The 21,758-nt window shown below is 71.3% G+C and carries 20 protein-coding genes and 1 pseudogene; 10 read left to right on the top strand and 11 right to left on the bottom strand.

Annotated features, from left to right (window positions below):
• Positions 1–10 precede the first annotated feature (10 nt).
• A complete protein-coding gene (locus tag ACFV57_RS26565; protein WP_385237308.1) occupies positions 11–1,039 on the top strand; it encodes a TetR family transcriptional regulator in 1,029 nt (342 codons plus the stop codon).
• Between the two features lie 117 nt (positions 1,040–1,156).
• Positions 1,157–2,545 carry an alpha/beta hydrolase family protein gene (locus ACFV57_RS26560; protein ID WP_385237305.1) on the top strand — a complete coding sequence of 463 codons (1,389 nt, stop codon included), beginning with the start codon at positions 1,157–1,159 and terminating at the stop codon, positions 2,543–2,545.
• A gap of 95 nt (positions 2,546–2,640) precedes the next feature.
• Here the strand turns inward: ACFV57_RS26560 and ACFV57_RS26555 are convergent, their stop codons facing one another.
• The 4 genes from ACFV57_RS26555 to ACFV57_RS26540 all read right to left on the bottom strand — a co-directional run bounded on the left by ACFV57_RS26555 (position 2,641) and on the right by ACFV57_RS26540 (position 6,403).
• Positions 2,641–3,144 carry an FBP domain-containing protein gene (locus ACFV57_RS26555; RefSeq protein WP_385237302.1) on the bottom strand — a complete coding sequence of 168 codons (504 nt, stop codon included), beginning with the start codon at positions 3,142–3,144 and terminating at the stop codon, positions 2,641–2,643.
• Positions 3,145–3,218: 74 nt separating this feature from the next.
• Positions 3,219–4,406: a S8 family serine peptidase gene (locus ACFV57_RS26550; RefSeq protein ID WP_385237299.1), complete on the bottom strand. Its 1,188-nt coding sequence runs from the start codon at positions 4,404–4,406 to the stop codon at positions 3,219–3,221.
• A gap of 167 nt (positions 4,407–4,573) precedes the next feature.
• A complete protein-coding gene (locus tag ACFV57_RS26545) occupies positions 4,574–6,040 on the bottom strand; it encodes a hypothetical protein (protein WP_385237296.1) in 1,467 nt (488 codons plus the stop codon).
• A gap of 51 nt (positions 6,041–6,091) precedes the next feature.
• On the bottom strand, positions 6,092–6,403 hold the full coding sequence (locus tag ACFV57_RS26540; RefSeq protein WP_385237293.1) for a hypothetical protein: 312 nt from the start codon (positions 6,401–6,403) through the stop codon (positions 6,092–6,094).
• Between the two features lie 436 nt (positions 6,404–6,839).
• Between ACFV57_RS26540 and ACFV57_RS26535 the strand changes: the two genes are divergently transcribed.
• The 4 genes from ACFV57_RS26535 to ACFV57_RS26520 all read left to right on the top strand — a co-directional run bounded on the left by ACFV57_RS26535 (position 6,840) and on the right by ACFV57_RS26520 (position 10,399).
• Positions 6,840–7,511 carry a hypothetical protein gene (locus ACFV57_RS26535; protein ID WP_385237290.1) on the top strand — a complete coding sequence of 224 codons (672 nt, stop codon included), beginning with the start codon at positions 6,840–6,842 and terminating at the stop codon, positions 7,509–7,511.
• A gap of 210 nt (positions 7,512–7,721) precedes the next feature.
• Complete coding sequence (locus ACFV57_RS26530) at positions 7,722–7,979, top strand: WXG100 family type VII secretion target (protein ID WP_385237287.1); 258 nt, start codon at positions 7,722–7,724, stop codon at positions 7,977–7,979.
• Between the two features lie 15 nt (positions 7,980–7,994).
• The gene (locus tag ACFV57_RS26525; protein ID WP_385237284.1) at positions 7,995–9,230 is read left to right on the top strand and encodes a putative T7SS-secreted protein; all 1,236 of its coding nucleotides are present in this window, start codon (positions 7,995–7,997) and stop codon (positions 9,228–9,230) included.
• A gap of 119 nt (positions 9,231–9,349) precedes the next feature.
• Complete coding sequence (locus tag ACFV57_RS26520; protein WP_385237281.1) at positions 9,350–10,399, top strand: hypothetical protein; 1,050 nt, start codon at positions 9,350–9,352, stop codon at positions 10,397–10,399.
• A gap of 116 nt (positions 10,400–10,515) precedes the next feature.
• On the opposite strand, the gene ACFV57_RS26515 is transcribed toward ACFV57_RS26520, so the two are convergent.
• A complete protein-coding gene (locus tag ACFV57_RS26515) occupies positions 10,516–10,794 on the bottom strand; it encodes an SCO4848 family membrane protein (RefSeq protein ID WP_385237278.1) in 279 nt (92 codons plus the stop codon).
• On the opposite strand from ACFV57_RS26515, the gene ACFV57_RS26510 reads away from it, so the two are divergent.
• On the top strand, positions 10,793–12,238 hold the full coding sequence (locus ACFV57_RS26510; RefSeq protein ID WP_385237275.1) for a D-alanyl-D-alanine carboxypeptidase family protein: 1,446 nt from the start codon (positions 10,793–10,795) through the stop codon (positions 12,236–12,238). The two genes, ACFV57_RS26515 and ACFV57_RS26510, sit on opposite strands and share 2 nt — an antisense overlap.
• Before the next feature lie 80 nt (positions 12,239–12,318).
• Here ACFV57_RS26510 and ACFV57_RS26505 read toward each other — a convergent pair whose 3' ends face one another.
• The 4 genes and pseudogenes from ACFV57_RS26505 to ACFV57_RS26490 form a co-directional block, all read right to left on the bottom strand.
• Positions 12,319–13,443 (bottom strand): YihY/virulence factor BrkB family protein, encoded by a 1,125-nt coding sequence (locus ACFV57_RS26505; protein ID WP_385237272.1) that lies wholly within the window; start codon positions 13,441–13,443, stop codon positions 12,319–12,321.
• 9 nt (positions 13,444–13,452) lie between these two features.
• Entirely contained in the window at positions 13,453–14,028 is a 576-nt protein-coding gene (locus ACFV57_RS26500; RefSeq protein WP_385237498.1) for a GtrA family protein, read from the bottom strand.
• 20 nt (positions 14,029–14,048) lie between these two features.
• Positions 14,049–15,023 carry a decaprenyl-phosphate phosphoribosyltransferase gene (locus ACFV57_RS26495; protein ID WP_385237269.1) on the bottom strand — a complete coding sequence of 325 codons (975 nt, stop codon included), beginning with the start codon at positions 15,021–15,023 and terminating at the stop codon, positions 14,049–14,051.
• Between the two features lie 191 nt (positions 15,024–15,214).
• Positions 15,215–15,685 (bottom strand): annotated as a pseudogene (locus ACFV57_RS26490) (phosphatase PAP2 family protein); the annotation flags it as partial.
• Positions 15,686–15,941: 256 nt separating this feature from the next.
• On the opposite strand from ACFV57_RS26490, the gene ACFV57_RS26485 reads away from it, so the two are divergent.
• The gene (locus ACFV57_RS26485; protein WP_385237266.1) at positions 15,942–17,369 is read left to right on the top strand and encodes an FAD-binding oxidoreductase; all 1,428 of its coding nucleotides are present in this window, start codon (positions 15,942–15,944) and stop codon (positions 17,367–17,369) included.
• Between the two features lie 140 nt (positions 17,370–17,509).
• Positions 17,510–18,265 (top strand): decaprenylphospho-beta-D-erythro-pentofuranosid-2-ulose 2-reductase, encoded by a 756-nt coding sequence (locus tag ACFV57_RS26480; RefSeq protein WP_385237263.1) that lies wholly within the window; start codon positions 17,510–17,512, stop codon positions 18,263–18,265.
• A 113-nt stretch (positions 18,266–18,378) separates the two neighbouring features.
• Here ACFV57_RS26480 and ACFV57_RS26475 read toward each other — a convergent pair whose 3' ends face one another.
• Together ACFV57_RS26475 and trpS are read right to left on the bottom strand one after the other, a co-directional pair.
• A complete protein-coding gene (locus ACFV57_RS26475; protein WP_385237261.1) occupies positions 18,379–18,960 on the bottom strand; it encodes a 2'-5' RNA ligase family protein in 582 nt (193 codons plus the stop codon).
• A gap of 151 nt (positions 18,961–19,111) precedes the next feature.
• Positions 19,112–20,125, bottom strand: coding sequence for a tryptophan--tRNA ligase (gene trpS / locus ACFV57_RS26470; RefSeq protein ID WP_385237258.1), 1,014 nt, complete (start codon positions 20,123–20,125; stop codon positions 19,112–19,114).
• 190 nt (positions 20,126–20,315) lie between these two features.
• Between trpS and ACFV57_RS26465 the strand changes: the two genes are divergently transcribed.
• Positions 20,316–21,737 carry a cytochrome P450 gene (locus ACFV57_RS26465; RefSeq protein ID WP_385237255.1) on the top strand — a complete coding sequence of 474 codons (1,422 nt, stop codon included), beginning with the start codon at positions 20,316–20,318 and terminating at the stop codon, positions 21,735–21,737.
• The last annotated feature ends 21 nt before the right edge of the window (positions 21,738–21,758 follow it).

The following is a 21,758-nucleotide window of genomic DNA, read 5'->3' as shown; positions in this document are numbered from 1 at the left end:
GGTCGGTGACGTGGACGAAACGGCTAGGGCGGATACGGACGGGACGCGGGGCATGGCGGGCGGCGAGGCACAGGGCGTGGCGGGCGGCGAGGCGGGCGACGGCCGCGCGGCCGACGGCGGGGCGGCCGACGGCGAGGCGGCAGGTGGGACGGGCGACAGAGGCGCGGGCGACAGCGAGGCGGCAGGCGGGACGGGCGGCGCGGGCGACAGCGGCGCGGGCGACGGCGAGGCGGCAGCCCGCAACCGCGCGGCCGGCGGCGGCGCGGACCGGAGCCCGGCGACGGCCCGCCCGGCGGAGCCCGCCCGCGAACGGACCTCCCACGGCTCCCGCACCCGCACCCTCATCCTCGAAACCGCCCTGCGCCTCTTCCAGGAGCGCGGCTACGACAAGACCACCATGCGGGCCATCGCCCAGGAGGCCGGCGTCTCGGTCGGCAACGCGTACTACTACTTCGCCTCGAAGGAGCACCTGATCCAGGGCTTCTACGACCGCATCGCCACCGAGCACGCGTCCGCCGTCGCCGACGTCCTGGCGACCGAGCGGGACCTCGCGGGACGGCTGCGCGGCGTACTGCTCACCTGGCTCGACATCGCCGCCCCGTACCACCGCTTCGCCGCCCAGTTCTTCAAGAACGCCGCCGACCCGGACAGCCCGCTCAGCCCCTTCTCGGACGCCTCCGAAGGCCCCCGCGAGGCCGCCATCGCCCTGCACCGGCAGGTACTGGCCGGCGCGGACACCAAGATCGACCCCGAACTGGCGGACCAGCTGCCGCAGTTGCTGTGGCTCCAGCAGATGGGCCTGGTCCTGTACTGGGTCCACGACCGCTCGGAGAACTGCGAACGCAGCCGCCGCCTGGTCGAACGGACCTCCCCCCTGGTCGCGCGAGCGGTCGCCGCCTCCCGCTTCCGGGTACTGCGACCGCTGGTACGCGAAGTCACCGACGTCCTGAGCGAGTTCGTCCTCCCGGCAGCAGCGGGCACGGCAGCCCGCCCGGCCGCCCGCACGGCCGCGAAACCCCCGCCCGCCGCACGCGACTGACCCGCCCCGGCGCCCGCCCGCCGCGCACGACCACCTCGCCCCGGCTCCCTCCCGGCCTCACCTCAGCCCTGTACGGCCTGTCCCTGCGCGCAGCCCGTCCCCCCGTACGGTAAGACCATGATCCGCATACGACGCGGCGCCTTAGCCGCGCTGCTCGCACTCGCCCTGCCCCTGCCGCTCGCCTCGGCGGGCAGCGCCTCGGTGGCCGGCTCCGACGCCCCGGCCACCACCACGAAGGCGGCGCGGGCTGCGAAGTCGGCGTGGGCCGCGAAGACCGCGAACGCCACGCCCACCGCACCCGCCGCATCCGCCACGCCCACCGCCCTCCAGGGCGCTCCGAGCCCCCAGCCGTCTCTGCCTCCGGCTACGGCTACGGCTCCGTCTCCTCTGGCTCTCCCCCGCCCCACCGGCCCGTACGCGGTCGGGCGGGACAGCCTCCACCTCGTCGACCCCCGCCGTAAGGACCCCTGGGAGCCGTCCTCCCACGGGCGCGAGCTGATGGTGTCCCTCTACTACCCGGCCCGTACCGGCACCGGCCGCCCCGCCCCGTACATGACCACGGCGGAGGCCGCGACCTTCCTGGACCGCCAGCGGCAGACCGGGCAGCTCCCGCCCGAAGCCGGGCAGCTCCCGCCCGAGGTGTTCAGCGGCACCCGCACCAACACGCACACCGGCGCACTCCCCGCGCACGGCGGCGCACTCCCGGTGCGCGGCAAGGCGGGCGGCAAGCACCCCCTGGTCGTGCTCTCCCCCGGCTTCGGCCTGAACCGCGCCACGCTCAGCGTGCTCGCCGAGGACCTGACCAGCCGCGGCTACGTCGTGGCGCTCGTCGACCACGCCTACGAGGCCGACGCGTCCTTCCCCGGCGGACGCGTCCTGCGCTGCGTCGCCTGCGAGAAGCTGGACCCGAAGGCGTCGCCGGACGCGGTGGAGGCATTCATGGCCACCGTCGCCCGCAACCGCGCCAAGGACGTCGGCTTCCTCCTCGACCGCATCCTGCCCGGCCACCATCCGGCCTGGAAATACAGCAGCCTCATCGACCCGAAGCGCGTCGGCATGGCAGGCCACTCCATCGGCGGCGCCACAGCGGGCACCGCCATGGCGGGCGACTCCCGGATACGCGCCGGGGTGAACCTGGACGGCAGCATGTCGGACCCCCTCCCCGAGCAAGGCCTGAACGGGCGCCCCTTCCTGCTGTTCGGCGGCCAGGAGACGGGCCACTCCGGCACGGACAAGACCTGGGACACGTCGTGGCCCCGCCTGAACGGCTGGAAGCGCTGGCTGACCGTGACCGGCGCCACCCACCTCACCTTCACCGACATCCCGGCCCTCGCCCAGCAGGCGGGCCTCCCCACCCCGCAGGGGACGGTCCCCGGCCCGCGTGGCAGCGATCTCACCCGCACCTACGTGAGCGCCTTCTTCGACCGGCACCTCCGCGGCATCCCGCACCCCCTGCTGGACGGCCCGGCCCCCGCCACCCCGGAGATCCTCTTCCACCACCCCTGACCCCGAACCACGCCTTGGTCACCGGGCCGGCACCAAGCCGAAAGCCCTCCCACCGGCCCGCTTCCACCACCCCTACGGCGCGCTCCCCCGTGCTCTCACTCCCCCTCGAAAACCTTCTCCAGAAACGCGTCGAGGTTCGTCACCATCCGGGCGATACGGTCCTCCACCGGCAACGTCTCCTCATGCCGCCCGGCGAGCTCGGACTTCTTCTTCCCCCGCACGTAGAGCGAGCACGCCAGATCGGCACAGACATACGTCCCGACGGTATTCCCCTGCCGCCCCAGAGCCCCGGCCTTGCGCGCGGCGAGCAGGCTCACCCCGGACCCCGGATGCCCGGTCACACACAGCGAACACACGGTCGTCTTGGTGAAACTCCGCCGCACCCCCTGCGGCACCCGCAACGTCACCCCGACGATGCCGTTCCCCCGGGGCGCCACCAGATAACACCGGTCCGGCGCCCCGGGGTCCCGCCACCCCAGAAAGTCCAAATCCCCCCACGCCACCCCGGAAAGCCCCGCAGGCAGATTGATCCGACTCGCCTCCCCCTTCGAACAATTGACGAAGGAGGCACGTATCTCTTTTTCACCCAACGGGTCCATGACTGGGGAAACTAACAGCCGGGACGGGAGGGCGTCGCCCGAATTACCGGCAGGTCCCGGCGGGCGCCGGCGCGTCAGTGCCAGGCCTGCGGGCCGGACTTGTTGCGGCGGCGTACCAGGACGATGACCATCACGACGAGCCCGATCAGCAGGAGCCCGCCCACCGCCATGCCGCCGTACATCATCATCTTCTTCCCGCCGATCGGCGGGTTGGGGTCCTGCCCCTTCTCGGCACCCGCGACCACGGGGTCCTTCGACGCCTTGCCCTGCGGCATGGGCAGCGGACCTTCGGCGGGTCCGGCGGGGATGTCACGGGTGAGTGCCGGGAGAGGCTGGATGTAGCCGTAACCGTAGTGCTCGTCGGGCAGCTTGAGATGCTTCGCCTTCACCGACTTGGCGAGCCCTGCCGTTTTCACCATGCGGTTGGCGATCTGGCCGGGGGTGAGGTCGGGGTACTTTTCCAGCAGCAGGGCTGCGGTGGCGGAGGCGTAGGCGGTGGCCATCGAGGTGCCGTCGGAAGTGAGGTAGCTCGTGTCACTCCGGCCCCCCGGGAACGGCAGTTTCACACCGGGCGCCAGGACATCGACGGACTTGTTGTAGTTCCCGCCTTCCCAGACCTTGCCAAACTCGTCCACGGCTCCGACACCGATGGCCCCGGGGCAGGCGGCCGGGATGCGTTCATCCGGCAGAGCATCATTGCCGACACCGGCGAGAACGACGACGCCCTTCTCCACCGCGTAGTGGACAGACGCACACATGTCTGGAGTGCCGGGGTCCGCGACGAACGACATGTTGATCACATCGGCGCCGTGATCCACCGCGTACCGGGTCGCGTCCGGGGTGTTGCTGTCGGCGGTCAGCGGCAGGATCTTCGCATCGGGAGCGAGTCCCTTGACGCCCTGGCTGCCTCCCGGACCGTGGCCACGCCCCGCGATGAGCCCCGCCATGCCGGTGCCGTGGTCACGGATGTCCATACCGGGTGGTGCAGTCTCCGGCTTGCCCACAGAGGGATTGGGAAAGTCCTTGCCGGGCAGGAAGGCTCCGGTCAGGTCCTGATGAGTCGTGCGGAAGCCTGAGTCGATGACAGCGACGGTGATGCCCTTGCCGGTCGCCTCCTTCCAGACACTCTGCACGTCGAACGCCGGGAACGGCCACATCGCACTCCGCGTCTGGTCCGCCGAAGCCGTACCCGTCGCGGTGAGGAGCAACGCTCCGGCCAGCGCGGCACCGGCGGCCGCGCGCAGAGTTCGGGTGACCTTCATGCTCTGATCCTCACTGCTTCCGTTCGGGCGGACAGGGCCGGGCGGTGGCCACTGCGCGGGACACCCCTTCAGGCAGGCGTCCCGGTTTGCAGAAGTGCCCCGCACTGCGCGCGCGGGGCACTTCTTCGTACCACTTCATACAGCCGAAGCCGACGGCACGTACATCCCTACTCGATCACGCGAGGGGATACGTTGCGCTGCGGCGTCCACGTCTCCTCGTCCTCGACAAGGTAGTCGGGGCGCTCCTTCTTAGTCTTCTCCTTGTCCTTGGGTCGGCCGTTCGCCGCCGCGCCGCCCATCGCCTGGCTTCCGCCGGCGCTGCGGTGCAGCCCGGCGCCGCCCTGCTTGGCTCCCGCTCCCGGGGTACCCGGGGCGCCGACGACTCCCCCAGGCTTACGGGCCTGGCCACCACCACGGCCCACCGCGCCGCGTACCGCGCCGCTCCCCACGGCGCCAGCGCCGCCGCCGATGCCGCCGGGAATGCCGGTTCGTCCGGCGCCCGCGCCGCCGGACCGGCTGCCGCCCAGGACACCACCACGACCGCCGGAGACCGAACGCGAGCCCCCGCCAGCGGTGCCACCCGTTTTGCCGTACGGCAGCGGAGCGATGAAGCCACCCGTCGAGCCGCCTCCGCCCGAGCCACCGCCCGATCCGCCGGCAGGCGGGGTGACTCCGCCTCCAGTGATTCCGGGGCCCACCGGGGTGACCGTGCCGCCCTGAAGGCTGTCCAGGCCGGTCCGTACCGGCCCGTTGGACGGCTGGATGTTCACACCGTCGCCGAGGCCGTTGTAGCCGCTGCCCCCGTTCGATCCGTGCGGAGTGACGGAGGTGGGCTTGGGCCGGGTACCACCGACGAGCGGCATGTTGACGGGCGGGGCCTGCGGGTAAACACCCGGCTCGGACGGCCAGTTGCCCTTGCCCGGCGGATCGCCCTTGGGCGGGTCGACGACCTTCCCCTCCTGCAGCCGGTAGTGGTTGGCCAGCTCTTCCATGACGATGACCGCCTCGACCTGACGCTCCTTGCTCAGGGAGAGCTTGTCGCGGTTGGCCTCCAGCGCCATCTTGGCGTCCATCTTCGGGTTCGCCATGTCCTTGTGGAACTGGGAGTCGTCGCCCGAGGAGTTGAAAGCACTCTCGACCTTGCCCGGGTCCTTGATCCCGGCCATGGTCTTCTTGGCCTTGCGCAGGTTGTGCGCGACACCGGACTCCGGACCGGAGGACCGTGTGCCGATCAGCATCGACTCGACGTTACGGGCGTGCCCGTAGGTACGGTCGATCTTCTTGAGAACCTCTGCCGCCTCACGCCGGAACGCGTCGGCGGCCTTGCCCTGCCAGTGGGCCGAGGCGTGATCGACGGCGTCCATGAACGCCTTGCGGATGCCGCCGTAGCCGTCCTGGCCGCCCAGCCGGTCGGCGGACGCCCGCCAGTGGTCACCGGAGGTCTCCAGCGCGTCCGGGGCGGCGTTCTCGATCATCGCGCGCAGCGCGTCGATCCCGTGGTGATGGAAGTCCGAGTCCGATTTCTTGAGGGGCTTGTAGTTCTCGAACTGCTTGAGGTTCTCTTTTCGGTGCTTTTCGTCGATCTGCTTGGCGTACGCCTTGTTACCCTCGGCGTCCATCGGCCCGCCGGCCATGACCGTCCCCCTTGGTCGTCGTTCTCCTGATTCACACCTGCCGCCGGGACCTCAGCCGGACATCGTCGAGCGGGTCTCCTGCTCGCGGTCCTCGTACGCGCCGCGGCTGCGCTCCGCCTTCTCCCCGAAGTCCTTGATGAGGTCCTGGAGGGCATCGACGACCTGCGACATGTAGTTCTGCATCTTGTCGTGCGCCACGCCCAGGCGCTCAGCCTCTCCGAAGTTGACCCCGAACGCCGACTTCGGGATGCTCGTGCTGTATTTGACCTTCTGGCTCGGCTCGTCCATATCGCCCTGCAAGCTCTTGAGCTTGCGCACGACGCTGTCCAGCTCGTGCAGATCGACCCGGTACTGCTCGCCCATCGAAGTCCTTCCCCGTTACTCCGCACCGCCGCCGCGCGGACGACGTGGCCGGCGCCGTGAGGCGGTCCGGCCCGCGCGCGCTGGCAACGCAAAGAGTGTAAAAAATAGGGGCTCGGGAGGGGGAACCGCAAGATCAGAAGTCATGATTTGCCCGATTTCGCACCAAACATGACCGCACTTTGCGACTGCGTCGCTGCAATGCCCCACCCACCCCGCAGCACACCCCATCTCACCTGCACGTCATACCCGTGCACCACCCTCTCGACACCCCGTGGGCACCGACCGATTCCGGCTTCCCTGGACCGACCGACCACACGTCAGGACGCATCACGGGACGCATTCAGCACAGACCGCCCTCCGCAGCCACCCCCTCCCTGGACCGGGCACAATGCCGTCCGCAGCCCTTTCGACTGAGCGACCATGACGAGGTGGCACCGTGTCCAGGACCGTCTTCAATATCTCGCGGGCGCAGGATTGCCGGCAATTCGCCGCGCCGCCCGGATACCAGGCTTGGGGCACCCTGTTCTCCGGGGAGTTCATCGACGGAGAGGTTCTGGCGCACGTTCACCGCTCCGAGGGGGAAGCAGTCACGGCGCCGCTGTTTCTTCTCACCTCGCCTCCCGGGTCTTCCTCCGGGCCTCCCCGGACGATCTGCACGATCAGCCGGGCGGCCGGTGGCACCGGGCAGCAGAAGGAGCGGGAACACACCGTCCACGGACCTGCCGGTGACTACGCGGGGCGTATCGTCCACGGGCGCTCGCCGAGCGGGATTCGCCAGGCGTGGCGGATGCACACTCCGACGGGAACCCAGGCCGTCGCTGGTTACAAGGGCACCTTGCGCGGATGGTTCACGTACTGGGCCGCATTGCCGCTGTGGCCCCTGTTTGTCGTGATGGGACTCCTTCACGACGGCGGCGGCCCCTCCACCTGGATGTGGGACAAGCCCAAGCGCATCGACTGGCGGTCCCGACCGAGAGGGCTGGGCGGCATCCTGATGAGGTTCACCTCGGGCTACAGTTCGTTCACCTGGAACGCGGAGCGACTGGACGCGTCACTGACCCACGCGCAAGCGGTCCTGTACTTCGCTTCGGTGTCGAAGGACAGCTGACACATCAAAAGATGGCAAAATCCCCTGCCGTCCTTCCGCCGACGAGCATTGATATATGCCGAAGTTTCGGGCATTACTTCACCCGCGCCGCTAGTTATTTTCTTCTCTGCCCTTCACGGGGCCTTGACATGTCCAGCAGGGCTGACCAGCCGACCATGAACGGGGTGCAGCGAGTTGGGGAACTCAGACTTCCGGATAGATGTGACCCGGATGAAGGACATGCTGCGCAAGCTGAACGAATGCGACGACCGTATGCGTGGCGCGAGCAAGAAGCTCAAGAAGGTGGGCCCCAAAGGGCTGGGGACCGGCGGGCTCGACGGCGCCTGTGACGAGTTCCAGTCCGAATGGGACGACGGCATCACGCGCATCGCCGACGCAGCGAAGAAGATTCATGAACAGCTGTCGTTGACGCTGGAGGCCTACACGGCCACCGACGACGACAACGCCAAGGGCTTCAGTCGAAAGTAACGGGGGGGGATCGCCATGGATTTCAAAGGACTGACCGCCGAAGCCTCCGACTGGCCGGGCTTGCTCCTCAACCCGGCCAAAGGTGACCTTCATACCATCCAGTCCCTCGCTGCGGACGTGAAGACGGTCGGTGACGAACTTGAGGAGTTACACCAACTCCTCAAGAGCATCGGAAGGACCGACGGCGTCTGGGAGGGCGAGGCCGCTGAAAAGTTCAAGACGAAGCTCGGAGAACTGCCGAAGTTCTTGCAGCAAGGCACGGATTCCATGCACGATTGCGCGAAGGCCCTGCGCACGTGGCACTCTCAGCTCGAGCCGATGCAGCAGCGCGCCAAAGGTCTGGAGGCTGACGCACTCGAAGCGCGCAAGCATGCCAAAGAGAAGCGGAACAGTTACAACGCCCTCATTGACAAGTACGACGGGCTGGCCGGCGTACGCATGGAGCAGTCCGAAGTCGACCGCATCAACAACGAGTTGGACACCGCGAAATCCGCTGATGAAAAGGCGCAGCACGCGTTGGAAGACATCATGAAGAAGGCGGAGGACCTGCGTTCCCAGTGGGACGACCGCGCGGGAGAGGCCGAGCGCGCGATCCTCAAGGCGTCGGAGAACCACCCGCCGGATCTGCACTGGTGGGACCGCGCGCTCGACGGCATGAAGAAGGCGTGGCGCGGCTTCAAGGACTGGCTGGCCGAACACGCCGACCTGTTGTCCAACATCAGCGCGGTGCTGTCGATCCTCTCGCTCGCCACGATGGCCATCCCGCCGGTCGGCGCCATCCTGGGTGGCCTGGCCATCGGAACGAGTGCCCTCGCCCTGGCCGGTTACGGCATCAAAGCCTCCCGAGGGGGCAAGGTCGGGATCATGGACTGGGTCGGGGCTGGCCTTGGAGTGCTGCCGGGCATCGGCGCTGTGAAGGGCTTCAAAGCCGCGAGCAAACTGGCCGGGGGTGAGAAAATCGTTGCGGATGGCGGGAAAATCGCGAACACCTTCAAGAATGCCCAGAGTCTGGCCCGGTCGGAGAACGTCGCACGAGGTATGGCTGACGGAGTCTTCCACAAGGGAATTCAGAAGGCCTTCAAAATCTTCCAGGGCGAAAGAGTGTCCCCACTCGGTGTCGACGTGGCCCACTGGGGCGCCCGCGGCACCCAGATGGGCGTGAAGGGCATCGGTGTCGGTCACCGTATCGAGTCCAACTGGCCCGAGGACAAGCCGCTGGGCAGGGCATTTCTGAGCGCGGCGGGGGCCTGACACCGGTGAGTACGTATACGCCCGAGGCGACCGGCACGACGGAGCCGGAGTTTCCGGTCACCTTCCGTGTCCCGCCCGCGTTTCATGAGATCCCGCTGATAGACGATGTCGACATCCTCGTGGAAGAGCTGCGTTTCCTCGCGATCGAGGTCTATCCCGAGGGCAGCGACGAACTGTGGTTCGCCTATGTCGCCATGCAACTCCAGGCGGTGGAGGACATGCTGGCGGCCGGGGTGAGTTATGCGGGCTTCTGTATTCTGGACATCGAGGGGCAGCGGAGCACCGCCTCGGTCATCGCCTCCTTGATCGACGGCGGGCCTCAGACCCGAGTGGTGGACTGCAAGGAGCTGGCGACCCAGCTCGCGGAGGAGTCTCCGCGGAGCGAGGTGGAGGTCGTCAAGCTGGCGGCCGGGGAAGCGGTCGTGCGGATCACTCCGGAGACGGTGGACCTGCCGGGGGAGATGACGGATTCCGGGCAGCCGGAGTCCGTAACGATCGGGAAGATCGCGGTCTTCTTCCCGGTTCCCGGGCAGCGGCAGGTCTGTCTGTTCGAGCTCAGTACGCCGTGCATGGACGACTGGAATCTGTATTCCGAGTTGTTCTTCAACATCGTGAACACGGTCGAGGTGACCGGCGCGCCGGGCGGCGGGTCCGCGCCCGTTCCGGTTCACGACGGTGGCGTACAGCCCGCTGCCGTATCGCTCGCGGCCGTACCGGAAAAGGTCTCGCCCGAGCCTCCGTCCCTGGAACTCACGAAGAAGCTGTACTGGAATTCCAGCAGGCTTCTCGACGCTCTCGCCCTGCGCGGGCGCATGGAGCAGAATGCCCAGCCCTTCACCGTCACCTGCGACGCGTGCACGGGAAAGGGGCTGCATTCCTCATGTTCGGCGCAGCATGACTGGCGTATCGAGGAATGTGATCCCGCGTCGCTGCCGACAGCTCTTGCGCGGCTGGGGGCTTACTTGGGCGACGGTGGCTGGTCCGTGGAGGCGCCCGCCGAAGAGGAAACGCAGACCCTTCGGGCGGCGGCGGGCGCCGGAGCGTTCGCCGAGGTCGCGGGCTATTCGGTCTCCGTGACGGGGCACCTCGCCGAGCGGCGGCTCGAAGTGCGGCTCATCTCACCGTGTGTTCGCAGTGCGCCGGCGCCCGAGGGTTCGACGTTCGGCTGAGCCGGAGGTCGACGACCGGCTGATCCCGGGCCGGTCCGTGCATACCGGCGGCCTCGTCCGAGCATGTGTGAGATGGCGCACTGACGACGGGGCGTCGGGGTGTGCGGGGGCCGGAGTCAGGGGGCTGTGGTGGAGGTCTCTGCGGTGGGCTCGGTAGTGGGCCTGTGCAGGGCTCGGACGCCGCGGAACCCGAGCACTCCGATTGCCGTCCCCAAAAGAAAGGACGTCACCGCGAGCGCGAGGTGGACCCAGAAGTAGGCGGTCGGGTCGCCCGCGTCGTCGAAGGCGAGGCCGCTCCCGTCCTTCCAGAGGTTTTTGGCGAAAGTGATCCAGATGAACCAGCTCCATACCCCGAAGGCGAGCAGGAACCAGGAAACGGGGCGCGAGAGCTTCATGGAATCCAGTATGGGCAGCGGCTCCATCCGGCGGGCGGCCGGGGCACTCTTCCGTGGGGTGGTGTCCGGGGCGCCCGCGCCGACGGGTACGTTCACCGACGTGCCGATCACTTCAGCCGTTCATCCGACCGCCGCGGCGTCCGGGCCCGTGCCCGCCGTACGGGGCGGTGCGGGCCGTACCGTCACCGCGCGGTACGCGCTCACCCGTACGGCCGCCGCCCTGGCCGGCACCGCCGTACTGCTGCCGCCGCTCCTGCTCGCCGCTCCCGCGCACGCCGACGAGAAGCCCAAGGACGGCAAGGGCGGGCAGCACGTGCCGAAGGCTCCGGCGCCGCCCGCGGAGATGTCGAAGGTCGGGGGCGGGCTGCTGGGGCAGGCCGGTACGCAGGTGCGGCTCAAGGCGGGGGCGCCCAAGCTGCCGGACGACCTCACGGCGCGGTCCTGGATCGTCTCGGACGCCGAGAGCGGCAAGGTGCTGGCCTCGCACAACGCGCACTGGCAGCTGCCGCCGGCCAGCACGCTGAAGATGCTGTTCGCCGACACGGTGCTGCCGAAGTTCCCCAAGAACCAGAAGTACACGGTCAAGCCGGCCGACCTGGCGGGCATGGGCGACGGCAGCAGCCTGGTGGGGATAAAGGAAAATCTGAGCTACACGGTCCATGACCTGTGGCTGGGGGTGTTCCTGCGCTCCGGGAACGACGCCGTGCACACGCTGTCCGCGATGAACGGCGGTACGGCCAAGACCGTCCAGGAGATGCAGAAGCAGGCCGAGGCGCTGAACGCGACGGACACCCACGTCGTGACGCCGGACGGCTACGACGCTCCGGGGCAGGTCTCCAGCGCGTACGACCTGAGCCTGTTCGCGCGCGCGGGGCTGCAGAACGCGGACTTCCGGGAGTACTGCTCCACGGCGAGCGCGCAGTTCCCGGGTGAGGTGAAGGACGGCAAGCGCGGGTCGTTCGGTATTCAGAACACGAACCGGCTGCTCAGCGGTGATTACGACGTCAAGCCGTACCCGGGCATCGCGGGCGTGAAGAACGGCTCCACCACCAACGCCGGTTCGACCTTCACCGGGGTCGCGCAGCGTGGCGAGCGCAAGCTGCTCGTCACGGTCATGAACCCGGAGAAGAAGGAACACAACGAGGCGTACAAGGAGACGGCCAAGCTCTTCGACTGGGGCTTCGCGGCGGCGGACAAGGTCGAGCCGGTCGGCAGGCTGGTCGGGCCGAAGAGCGAGGAGGGCGACGCGCGCGCGGGCGGCGCCAAGCTGGACGGCGACAAGGCGCGGGCCGGGATGCAGGACGCGTCCGGCGGGTCCGGCGGCGCGTGGACCGCACTGGCGATCACCGGTGGCGCGCTGGTGCTGCTGGGCGGGCTGGCTCTTGCGGTGCATCGCCGCTGGCCGCTCCCGGAGCTGATGCGGCGGCGTGGGGGACGGCACTGAGGTACTGAGGTACTGAGGTACAGCCTTACGGGGTGAGGGGTCGGGGGCGGGGCGTTCGCGCGGCCCGCCCCCGGCCCGTGTCAGGACGCCGATGCGCCCGAGTCGGGGGGTGGTGTCTTCCGGGCGGACGGGGACGGCGGCTTCGACCCGGCCCCCTCGGGCTCCGCGGCCTCACCGGCCGTCCCGGGCTTCGCAGCCGCCCCGTCGGCCGTCCCGGACTTCACACCCGCCCCAGCCGCCCCGTCGGCCTCCGCAGCCTCACCGGCCGCCCCGTCGGCCTCCCCGGCCGCCCCGCCCGGGTGCCCCTTCGTCGCGGCCCCCTCGTCGCAGTCCAGCGACCTGCGGACCGACTCCGGGTCGCACCGCTCGGTCGCTGTCCACGCCGAGCAGAAGACCAGCAGTTTCGCCGTGAAGTTGATCCACAGGAGCAGGGCGATCGGGGTGCCGAAGGCGCCGTACATGCTCTTGGCCGCGACGCCCTTGAGGTAGCCGCTGAGCAGGAGTTTCAGGAGTTCGAAGCCGACGGCGCCGATGAAGCCCGCGATGACGACGGCGCGGCGCGGCGGGTGGACGCCGGGGAGTTTGGTCAGGACGTAGGCGAAGAGGAGGAAGTCGGCGAGTACGGCGATGCAGAAGCCGGCGGCGGTGAGCAGCACGCTGCCCACGCCGCCCTCCGCCAGGCCGAGGGCTCCGGCCGCCTTGCCGACGGCGGCCGTGGCGAAGGCGGAGCAGGCCAGCGAGACCAGGGCGGTGCCGCCCAGGCCGAGGAGCAGGGCGACGTCCTTGAGTTTGGCGACGAAGAAGTTGGTGTCCTCGTCGTCTTTCTCCCAGACGGCGCGCAGACAGTCGCGCAGCGACTCGACCCAGCCGGCGCCGGTGAACAGCAGGGCGACGGCGGCGATGGTGCCGACGGTGGCGGCGTTCTCGACGAGTGAGCCGAAGTCGAGCTGGCCGGAGATGCCGGGGATCTGTTCGGCGATCTTCTTCTGCAGGTCGTGCAGCTGCTGCTCGCTGAGCAGGGCGGCGCCGATCGCGGCGGCCACCGTCAGCAGTGGGAAGATCGCCACGAAGCTGGTGAACGTGATCGCGGCGGCCAGCCGGGTCCAGTGCACGAGCGACATCCGTTCGTACGCCCGCCACAGGTGCGTCGTCATCAGCCAGGACACGGCCGGGCCGATGACCGGCAGCTTGCTCAACCATTCCATGGGCCCCGCCTACCCTTCATCGGCTTTCGACACCATCTGTGCGGGTATGCCGCCCGCGTGGCGGAACACTAGCGTCCGCGTACCCCAGAAACGCAGGCACGTCGCCAGCGCCATGCCGACGCCCGCGCCCGAGACGGTGTCGGCCGCCGCGGAGGTGCGGCCGAGGACGTGGTGCGAGACGCCGAGGCAGGCCAGTTGGACCAGGGCGCCGGCGAGATTCACGGCGAGGAAGGCGGCGTAGCGGCGGAGGCGTACGGAGGCGGGGGTGCGGGCGCCGGGTCCGCCGTGCGGGGGTGGTACCGGGCGCGTACGGGCGCGGTAGGTGCCGATCGCGTTCCCGGCGTACGCGACGGTGCAGCCGGCCAGGAAGGAGAGGGATTTCGCGGTGAACGGATCGAGGCCGGCCGGTCCGCGCAGCCAGACGAAGAGGGCCAGGTCGGCGGCGTACGCGAAGCTGCCGGCCACCGCGAAGCCGAGCAGTTCGGGAGCGAGGGCGCGCAGGCGTGACCGGCCCCGCCGCCGGTCCGGGCCGCCCTGACGGGCGGTGTGCGCCGGGTGGGCGGGGCGGTCGGGGCCCTGGGGCATGGCGGCGGCGCTCGCTGCGTTCATACGTCCGCGACGGCCATCGCGTACAGCCCGACCCAGGCCAGCGCGATGACGGCCAGCGGACGGTCGCGCAGCACGACGTCCTCCGGGGCGCCCGCCGTGCCCCGGTCGGCGAAGACCGCGTAGCGCAGGACCGCGAGGATGAACGGGATCATGGACAGCTGGCGCCACGGCAGGGCGCCCGCGGCCGTGCCGCCGCTCTCCAGTGCCCACAGGCAGTAGGCGAGGACGGCGCCGCCCGCCGCGAGCTGCCATACGAAGCGCAGGTAGCCGTCGCTGTACTCGCGCAGCAGGGGCCGGGTCTCGCCCCGGTCCTCCGGTGTCTTCGCCGCCACCCGGAGCGCCTCGGAGTAGCGCTTGGCGGCGACCATGAACAGCGCGCCGAAGCCCGCGGTGATCAGGAACCAGCGGGACAGCGGGATGCCGAGCGCGGGGCCGCCGGTCATGGCCCGCAGCAGGAAGCCGGTGGTGACCACGGCGAGGTCGACGACCAGGACGTTCTTCAGGCTGACGCAGTAGGCGAGCTGCATCAGGAGGTACGCGGCGAGCAGGGCGGCGGTGGCGGGGTTGCACAGCACGGCGGCCGCGGCCGGTACGAGGACGGCGAGCAGCCCGCCGGCCACGTAGGCGACGGGTACGGGGACCTCTCCCGCGGCGACCGGGCGGCGGCACTTGTCGGGGTGGGCGCGGTCGGCGGCGGCGTCCCGCGCGTCGTTGACGAGGTAAACGGCGGACGCGGCGCCGGTGAAGAGGGCGAAGAGGAGGGGCAGCTGGAGGAGGGTCCGGTGCAGGAAGAGTTCGCCGGCGGCGGCCGGCGCGGCGGCCACCAGGACGTTCTTGACCCATTGGCGCGGGCGGGCGGTGCGCAGCAGGCCCAGGGGCAGGCCGAGCGCTCGGGCCCGCAGGCCGGGCGGTGCGGCGGGGGCCGCTCCGGGGCCGGGCGGTTCGTCCAGGACGGCGGTGCGTTCAGTCACGGGCGCCGCCTTCGGAGGGGTGGGGGGCGCCTGGAGCCGTGTCCGGTGCTGTATCCGGAGCCGTATCCGCTGCCGCTGGACGGGCGGGGGCACCCCGGACCGGAGCCGTCGCCGCTGGACGGGTGGCTGCGCCCGGTGTCGTAGCCGTAGCCGCCGTCTCCGTACGCGCGGTTGCGCTTGGAGCCGTAGTCGCCCGCGCGCGCCGTGAGGGCGCCGAGTGCCGCGCCCGCCACCACGTCGGACGGGTAGTGCACGCCCGCCACCAGCCGCGACAGGCACATCGCGGCGGCCAGGACGGTCAGGGCCGTGCCCGCGGGCCGCAGCGCGCCGAGTGCCACGGCGGCGGCGGTGGCGGAGGCGGCGTGGGCGCTGGGGAAGGAGTGCGGGCCCAGGGTCCGTACGAGGGGGGCGTGACCGGTCAGCCGGGGGCGCGGGCGGCGCACGACGCGCTTGAGGCCCACGCTCAGCACGTGGGCGCCGCAGCTCAGGGCCGTACCGCGGAGCCAGGCGGGGCGCCGGGGCCGGTCGGCCGCGGCGCCCGCCAGACCGGCGGCGAGCCAGAGCGCTCCGTGCTCACCGCCGTGCGAGAGGGCGCGGGCCACGGCGGCCACCCGCGGGTCGGAGCCGCAGGCACGCAGCGCGGCGAGCAGGCGGTGATCCATCTCTTGCGGGGACAGCTGGGTCACCTCGATCCGGGTCGTGCCGGCCCGCCGGGCGGACCGCCCGCTTCGTGCGGTCCGCCCGGCGCCTATCCCTCAAGCCCCTCGGGGGCTCCGTCTCCGACTCTCGGGGGCCTCGTGCGCCGTGTCGTCGCGATTAGCCCATCCACCGCACCGCCCGGCGCATTAATCACTCTTTTCGCGCGTGAGGGGGCCGGAAAGCGGCAATCCGCGCGAGAGCCGCATTACGGTCGCTGGCATGTCGACGCCCGCCGGCCCGGCCGGCCCCCGACCCGCTCCCGTCACCGGCCCGGACCGCACCGCCCCGGACCGCACCACCCCGGACCGCGCCGTCTCCGTCACCGGCTGGGGCCGCACCGCCCCCACCACCGCCCGGCTGGTCCGCCCCGGCTCGTACGGAGAAGCCGTGGCGGCGGTGCGGGGGTGCGGGCCGCGCGGCGGCATCGCCCGGGGACTGGGGCGGGCTTACGGGGACGCGGCGCAGAACGCGGGCGGCGCGGTCTGGGACATGACCGGCCTGGACCGCGTCCGGGCCGTCGACGCCGATGCGGGCGTCGTGGTGTGCGACGCGGGGGTCAGCCTGCACCGGCTGATGGAGGTGCTGCTGCCGCTGGGCTGGTTCGTGCCGGTCACGCCGGGCACCCGGTACGTGACGGTCGGCGGCGCGATCGGCGCGGACATCCACGGCAAGAACCACCACGTCGCGGGCGCCTTCACCCGGCACGTACGGTCCTTCGAACTCCTCACGGCGGACGGCACGGTGCGTACCGTACGGCCGGGCAGCGACCTCTTCGACGCGACCGCCGGCGGCATGGGGCTGACCGGGGTGGTCCTCGCCGCGACGCTCCGCCTGGTGCCCGTACGGACGTCGTTGATGACGGTGGACACCGAACGCGCGGCGGACCTGGACGACTTGCTGGCGCGGCTGACCGCCACCGATCACCGCTACCGCTACTCCGTCGCCTGGATCGACCTCCTCGCGCGCGGCGCGGCGACCGGCCGCGCGGTGCTGACCCGCGGCGACCACGCGCCGCTGGAGGCGCTGACCGGCCGGGCCCGCCGCGCTCCGCTCGCCTTCCGGCCCGGACAGCTGCCGCCCGCTCCCCGCGGCCTGCCGGAGGGGCTGCTCGGGCGCCGGTCGGTGGGGCTGTTCAACGCGTTCTGGTACCGCAGGGCGCCCCGGCGCCGGACCGGGGAGCTCCAGCGGATCTCCGCGTTCTTCCATCCGCTGGACGGGGTGCCGCACTGGAACCGGGTATACGGGCGCGGCGGTTTCGTGCAGTACCAGTTCGTGGTCGGTCTCGGGGCCGAGGAGACGCTGCGGCGCATCGTGGAGCGGATCGCGGCGCGCGGCTGTCCGTCGTTCCTGGCCGTGCTCAAACGGTTCGGCGCGGGCGGTCCCGGGTGGCTGTCGTTTCCCGCCGAGGGCTGGACGCTGGCCCTGGACATCCCGGCCGGGCTGCCCGGACTCGGCCCCTTCCTCGACGAGCTGGACGAGGCGGTGGCGGCGGCGGGCGGCCGGGTCTACCTGGCCAAGGACGCTCGGCTGCGGCCGGAGCTGGTCGACGCCATGTATCCCCGCGCGGACGCGTTCCGCGCGCTGCGGGCCCGCCTCGATCCGCACGGGGTCTTCACCTCGGACCTCTCGCGACGCCTCGCCCTGTGACCCGGCCCCGGCGCCACGCCGACGCCACGCCCCGCAATCCGGCCTCCCCCGCGCCCGGCCCCTCCCCCGCACGCGCCCCCACGCCCGAACCCCACGCCCGAACCCCCGCCCGGAAACCCCATCCCTCCCCAAGGACCCCCATGAAGGACGCCTTCGGCTCCCCCCAGTCCCTCCTGATCCTCGGCGGCACCTCCGAGATCGCCCTGGCCACCGCCCGTCGCCTGGTCGCCCGCCGCACCCGTACGGTCCGGCTGGCGGGCCGCCCCTCCCCCGCCCTGGAGGAAGCGGCCGGGCGGCTGCGCCGGCTGGGCGCCGAGGTCCGTACGGTGCCCTTCGACGCGCTGGACACCGGCGCCCACGAGGAGGCCCTCGGCAAGGTCTTCGCGGAGGGCGACATCGACATGGTGCTGCTGGCCTTCGGTGTCCTGGGCGGCCAGGAGCGCGCGGAGGCCGACCCGGCCGCGGCGGTCCGTGTCGCGCAGACCAACTACACCGGCGCGGTCTGTGCGGGCCTGGTCTGCGCGCGGTCGCTGCGGGTGCAGGGGCACGGTTCGCTGGTGGTGCTGTCCTCGGTCGCGGGCGAGCGGGCGCGGCGCTCGAACTTCGTCTACGGCTCCAGCAAGGCCGGTCTGGACGCGTTCGCGCAGGGGCTGGGGGACGCGCTGTACGGCACGGGTGTGCACGTGATGGTGGTGCGGCCCGGTTTCGTACGGACGAGGATGACGGCGGGGCTGGAGCCCGCGCCGCTGGCCACGACGCCGGAGGCGGTCGCGGAGGCGGTCGAGGCGGGGCTGCGGCGGCGGAGCGAGGTGGTGTGGGTGCCGGGGGCGCTGCGGCCGGTGATGTCCGTACTTCGGCATATGCCGCGGGCAATCTTCCGGAAACTGCCGGTGTGAGGGCCGCCGGACCGGGGAACTGCTGAGCGGGAGCCGGCGTCCCGGCGTACTACAGGACCGGCGCGCTACCGCTCCGGCGCGCCGCCGGACCCTCGTACGTCCGCCCCGCAGACCTACCGCGTCGGCGTAGGCGGCCGGGAAAGGTCCGCCTGGCGCGGCACGCCGGACGCGGGCGCCCCGAACGGATACTTCCGCTCCAGCCGCCACACGCCGTCCGCCCCCTGCTCGTAGAGCGCGAACCCGTCGATCGTCCAGGCGGCCTCGAAGTCCTTCAGCGCCACGAACGCCCGGTCCATGGCCTCTTCGGAGATCCCGTGCGCGACGGTCACGTGCGGGTGGTACGGGAACTGCAGTTCACGGGCGCAGGGACCGGACGCGGCGCGTACCGCCTCCTGGAGGGCGGTGCACTCGGCCTCGCCCTCGGTGAGCTTGACGAAAACCACCGGCGACAACGGCCGGAAGGTGTCCGTGCCCGCCAGGCGCAGCCGGAAGGGGCCGAAGCCCGCGGCGACCTCCGCGAGGTGCTCCTCGATGGCGGGCAGGTCCTCGGCGCGGGCCTCCGTGGGCGGCAGGAGGGTGATATGCGTGGGAATGCCGTGTGCGTGCGGGTCCCCGAAGCCCGCACGCCGCTCCTGGAGGAAGCTGCCGTACGGCTCCGGGACCGCGATCGAAACGCCGAGCGTTACGGTCCCCACTGCGTTCTCCCTCCTGAAGCTGTCGTTGTCCCCGGATGCCAGTGTGCCGGGTGGGCCGTCGTCGCGGCGACCGCCCTTGGTCCCGCCGCACCCGGGCCCGACGGCCCCTTACGGCGGCGGGCCGGGGCGTGGTGGGCCCCGGCCCGGCCGGTCAGTGCTTGGCGGGCAGGAACCCGATCCGGTCGTACGCCGAGGCCAGCGTCTCGGCGGCCACCGCGCGGGCCTTCTCGGCACCCTTGGCCAGGATCGAGTCCAGCGTCTCGGGGTCGTCCAGATATTCCTGCGTACGGTCCCGGAAGGGTGTGACGAACTCGACCATGATCTCCGCGAGGTCGGTCTTGAGGGCGCCGTACATCTTGCCCTCGTACTTCTTCTCCAGGTCGGCGATCGACTCGCCGGTGAGCGTCGAGTAGATCGTCAGCAGGTTGGAGACGCCCGGCTTGGCCTCGGCGTCGTAGCGGATCACCGTGTCGGTGTCCGTGACCGCGCTCTTGATCTTCTTGGCGGAGGACTTGGGCTCGTCCAGGAGGTTGATGATCCCCTTGACCGACGAGGCCGACTTGCTCATCTTGACCGCCGGGTCCTGGAGGTCGTAGACCTTGCCGGTCTCCTTGAGGATGTACGGCGCCGGGACGGTGAAGGTGTCGCCGTAGCGGCCGTTGAAACGCTCGGCGAGGTCGCGGGTCAGCTCGATGTGCTGGCGCTGGTCCTCGCCCACCGGGACCTGGTTGGCCTGGTAGAGCAGGATGTCGGCGATCTGCAGGATCGGGTACGTGAACAGGCCGACGCTGGTGCGGTCGGCGCCCTGCTTGGCGGACTTGTCCTTGAACTGCGTCATCCGGCTGGCCTCGCCGAAGCCGGTCAGGCAGTTCATGACCCAGGCGAGCTGGGCGTGCTCGGGGACGTGGCTCTGGACGAAGAGCGTGCAGCGCTCCGGGTCGAGACCGGCGGCCAGCAGCTGGGCGGCGGCGAGCCGGGTGTTCGCGCGGAGGGCCGTCGGGTCCTGCGGCACGGTGATCGCGTGCAGGTCCACCACCATGTAGAAGGCGTCGTGGGACTCCTGGAGGGCCACCCACTGGCGGACGGCGCCGAGGTAGTTGCCGAGGTGGAAGGAACCGGCGGTGGGCTGGATGCCGGAGAGTACACGCGGACGATCAGAGGCCATGACGCTTATTGTCTCAGGTCCGCGGACACGGGCGGCGCGCGGCCGGGGAGCGGTGGGAGCGCGGGGGTGACGGGCCGGGTGTACGGGGTGGCGCGAGCCGGGGCGGGGCGGCCCCCGAGCCGTACGCGCCCCCGGATGCGCCCCCGTATGCGCCCTGGTTCCGGCCGGCCGGAGCTGGGACGGTGGAAACATGGCCGAAGCCGACACCTCCTCCTCCGGCATGGCGATCAGCGGCTCCCCGGAGCCGACCGGCACGAAGCCGTCCGGCGCAGGTCCGACCGGCACGAAGCCGTCCGGCACAGGTCCGACCGGTACGAAGCCGTCCGGCGCCGGTCCGTCCGATACAGGTCCCGCCTGCCCGCCGCCCGCGTCGGCCCCGTACCCGCTCGATCCCACCGGCACCGGCCGGCACGCGGACAGTGAGCGGCTGCGGGCCCTCGGCGCCGCCGCGCCGGTGCTGCTGCCCGGCGGCATCGTCGGCTACGCCGTGACCCGCCACCACACCCTGCGCGACTTCCTCACCCACCCGGAAGTGGCCAAGAGCGCCTGCCACTTCGCCGCCCTGAGCGAGGGCCGTATCCCGCCCGGCTGGCCGCTCACCACCTTCGCGACCGTGGAGGGGATGACCACGGCCGACGGGGCGGACCACCGGCGGCTGCGGGAGCCGGTCGTCAAGGCGCTCTCGCCCCGGCGGGTGGCGGCGCTGCGGCCGCGGGTGGAGCGGCTGACCGCCGGGCTGCTCGACGAGCTGCCCGCCCAGGCCGCACGGGGCGGCGGGACGGTCGATCTGCGGAGCGCCTTCGCCTATCCGCTGCCCATGCGGGTGATCAGTGAACTCCTCGGCGTGGACGAGGAGTTCCGGGACCGGCTGCACGAGCTGTCCGGGCTGGTCGTGAACACCACCATCGACCCGGAGGCGGCGGTGGCGGCCAACCGGGAGCTGGTCGAGGTCCTCGGCCAGGTCGTGACGGCCCGTCGCGCGAAGCCGGGCGACGATCTGACCAGCGCGCTCATCGCGGCATGTGCCGAGGAGGACGCCCGGCTGAGCGAACGGGAGCTGATCGGCACCCTGTTGCTGACGATCGCCGCGGGGCACCAGACCACGCTGGACCTGATCACCAACGCGGTACGGGCCCTGTGCGCCGACCGCGGCCAGCTGGACCTGGTCCGCTCCGGGCGGGCGGCCTGGGCGGACGTGGTCGAGGAGACGCTGCGCCACGACAGCCCGGTGGCCAACTTCCCGTTCCGCTACCCGACCCGGGACCTGGACATCGACGGCACGACCATCCCGCTGGGAGCGCCGGTGCTCGCCTCGTACGCGGCGGCCGGGCGCGATCCGCAGGCGTACGGGCCGGACGCGGACCGCTTCGACGTGACGCGGCGGCCCGCCGTGCGGCACCTGTCCTTCGGACACGGGCCGCACGTCTGTCCGGGCGCGCCGCTGGCCCGTCTGGAGGCCGGTGTCGCGCTGCGGGCGCTGTTCGACCGCTTCCCGGACCTGGCCCTGGCCGTGCCGGAGGCGGACCTGTCGCCGCTGCCCACGTTCGTGGGCAACAGCGTCGTGGAGCTTCCGGTACGGCTGGGCCGGGACCTGGGCGCGGACCAGGGCTGAGCGGCCGGCCCGCCCCAGCCC

The organism is Streptomyces sp. NPDC059788, assembly GCF_042732265.1.
GTDB lineage: Bacteria > Actinomycetota > Actinomycetes > Streptomycetales > Streptomycetaceae > Streptomyces.
The sequence above is the reverse complement of the archived record's forward strand: the minus strand, read 5'-3'. Positions and strand labels throughout refer to the sequence as shown.

Coding starts and splice junctions, on each gene's coding strand:
- ACFV57_RS26560 (WP_385237305.1), top strand. CDS start 1,157: ATGATCCGCATACGACGCGGCGCCTTAGCCGCGCTGCTCGCACTCGCC.
- ACFV57_RS26555 (WP_385237302.1), bottom strand. CDS start 3,144: ATGGACCCGTTGGGTGAAAAAGAGATACGTGCCTCCTTCGTCAATTGT.
- ACFV57_RS26550 (WP_385237299.1), bottom strand. CDS start 4,406: ATGAAGGTCACCCGAACTCTGCGCGCGGCCGCCGGTGCCGCGCTGGCC.
- ACFV57_RS26545 (WP_385237296.1), bottom strand. CDS start 6,040: ATGGCCGGCGGGCCGATGGACGCCGAGGGTAACAAGGCGTACGCCAAG.
- ACFV57_RS26540 (WP_385237293.1), bottom strand. CDS start 6,403: ATGGGCGAGCAGTACCGGGTCGATCTGCACGAGCTGGACAGCGTCGTG.
- ACFV57_RS26530 (WP_385237287.1), top strand. CDS start 7,722: ATGAAGGACATGCTGCGCAAGCTGAACGAATGCGACGACCGTATGCGT.
- ACFV57_RS26525 (WP_385237284.1), top strand. CDS start 7,995: ATGGATTTCAAAGGACTGACCGCCGAAGCCTCCGACTGGCCGGGCTTG.
- ACFV57_RS26510 (WP_385237275.1), top strand. CDS start 10,793: ATGGAATCCAGTATGGGCAGCGGCTCCATCCGGCGGGCGGCCGGGGCA.
- ACFV57_RS26515 (WP_385237278.1), bottom strand. CDS start 10,794: ATGAAGCTCTCGCGCCCCGTTTCCTGGTTCCTGCTCGCCTTCGGGGTA.
- ACFV57_RS26505 (WP_385237272.1), bottom strand. CDS start 13,443: ATGGAATGGTTGAGCAAGCTGCCGGTCATCGGCCCGGCCGTGTCCTGG.
- ACFV57_RS26500 (WP_385237498.1), bottom strand. CDS start 14,028: ATGCCCCAGGGCCCCGACCGCCCCGCCCACCCGGCGCACACCGCCCGT.
- ACFV57_RS26485 (WP_385237266.1), top strand. CDS start 15,942: ATGTCGACGCCCGCCGGCCCGGCCGGCCCCCGACCCGCTCCCGTCACC.
- ACFV57_RS26480 (WP_385237263.1), top strand. CDS start 17,510: ATGAAGGACGCCTTCGGCTCCCCCCAGTCCCTCCTGATCCTCGGCGGC.
- trpS (WP_385237258.1), bottom strand. CDS start 20,125: ATGGCCTCTGATCGTCCGCGTGTACTCTCCGGCATCCAGCCCACCGCC.
- ACFV57_RS26465 (WP_385237255.1), top strand. CDS start 20,316: ATGGCCGAAGCCGACACCTCCTCCTCCGGCATGGCGATCAGCGGCTCC.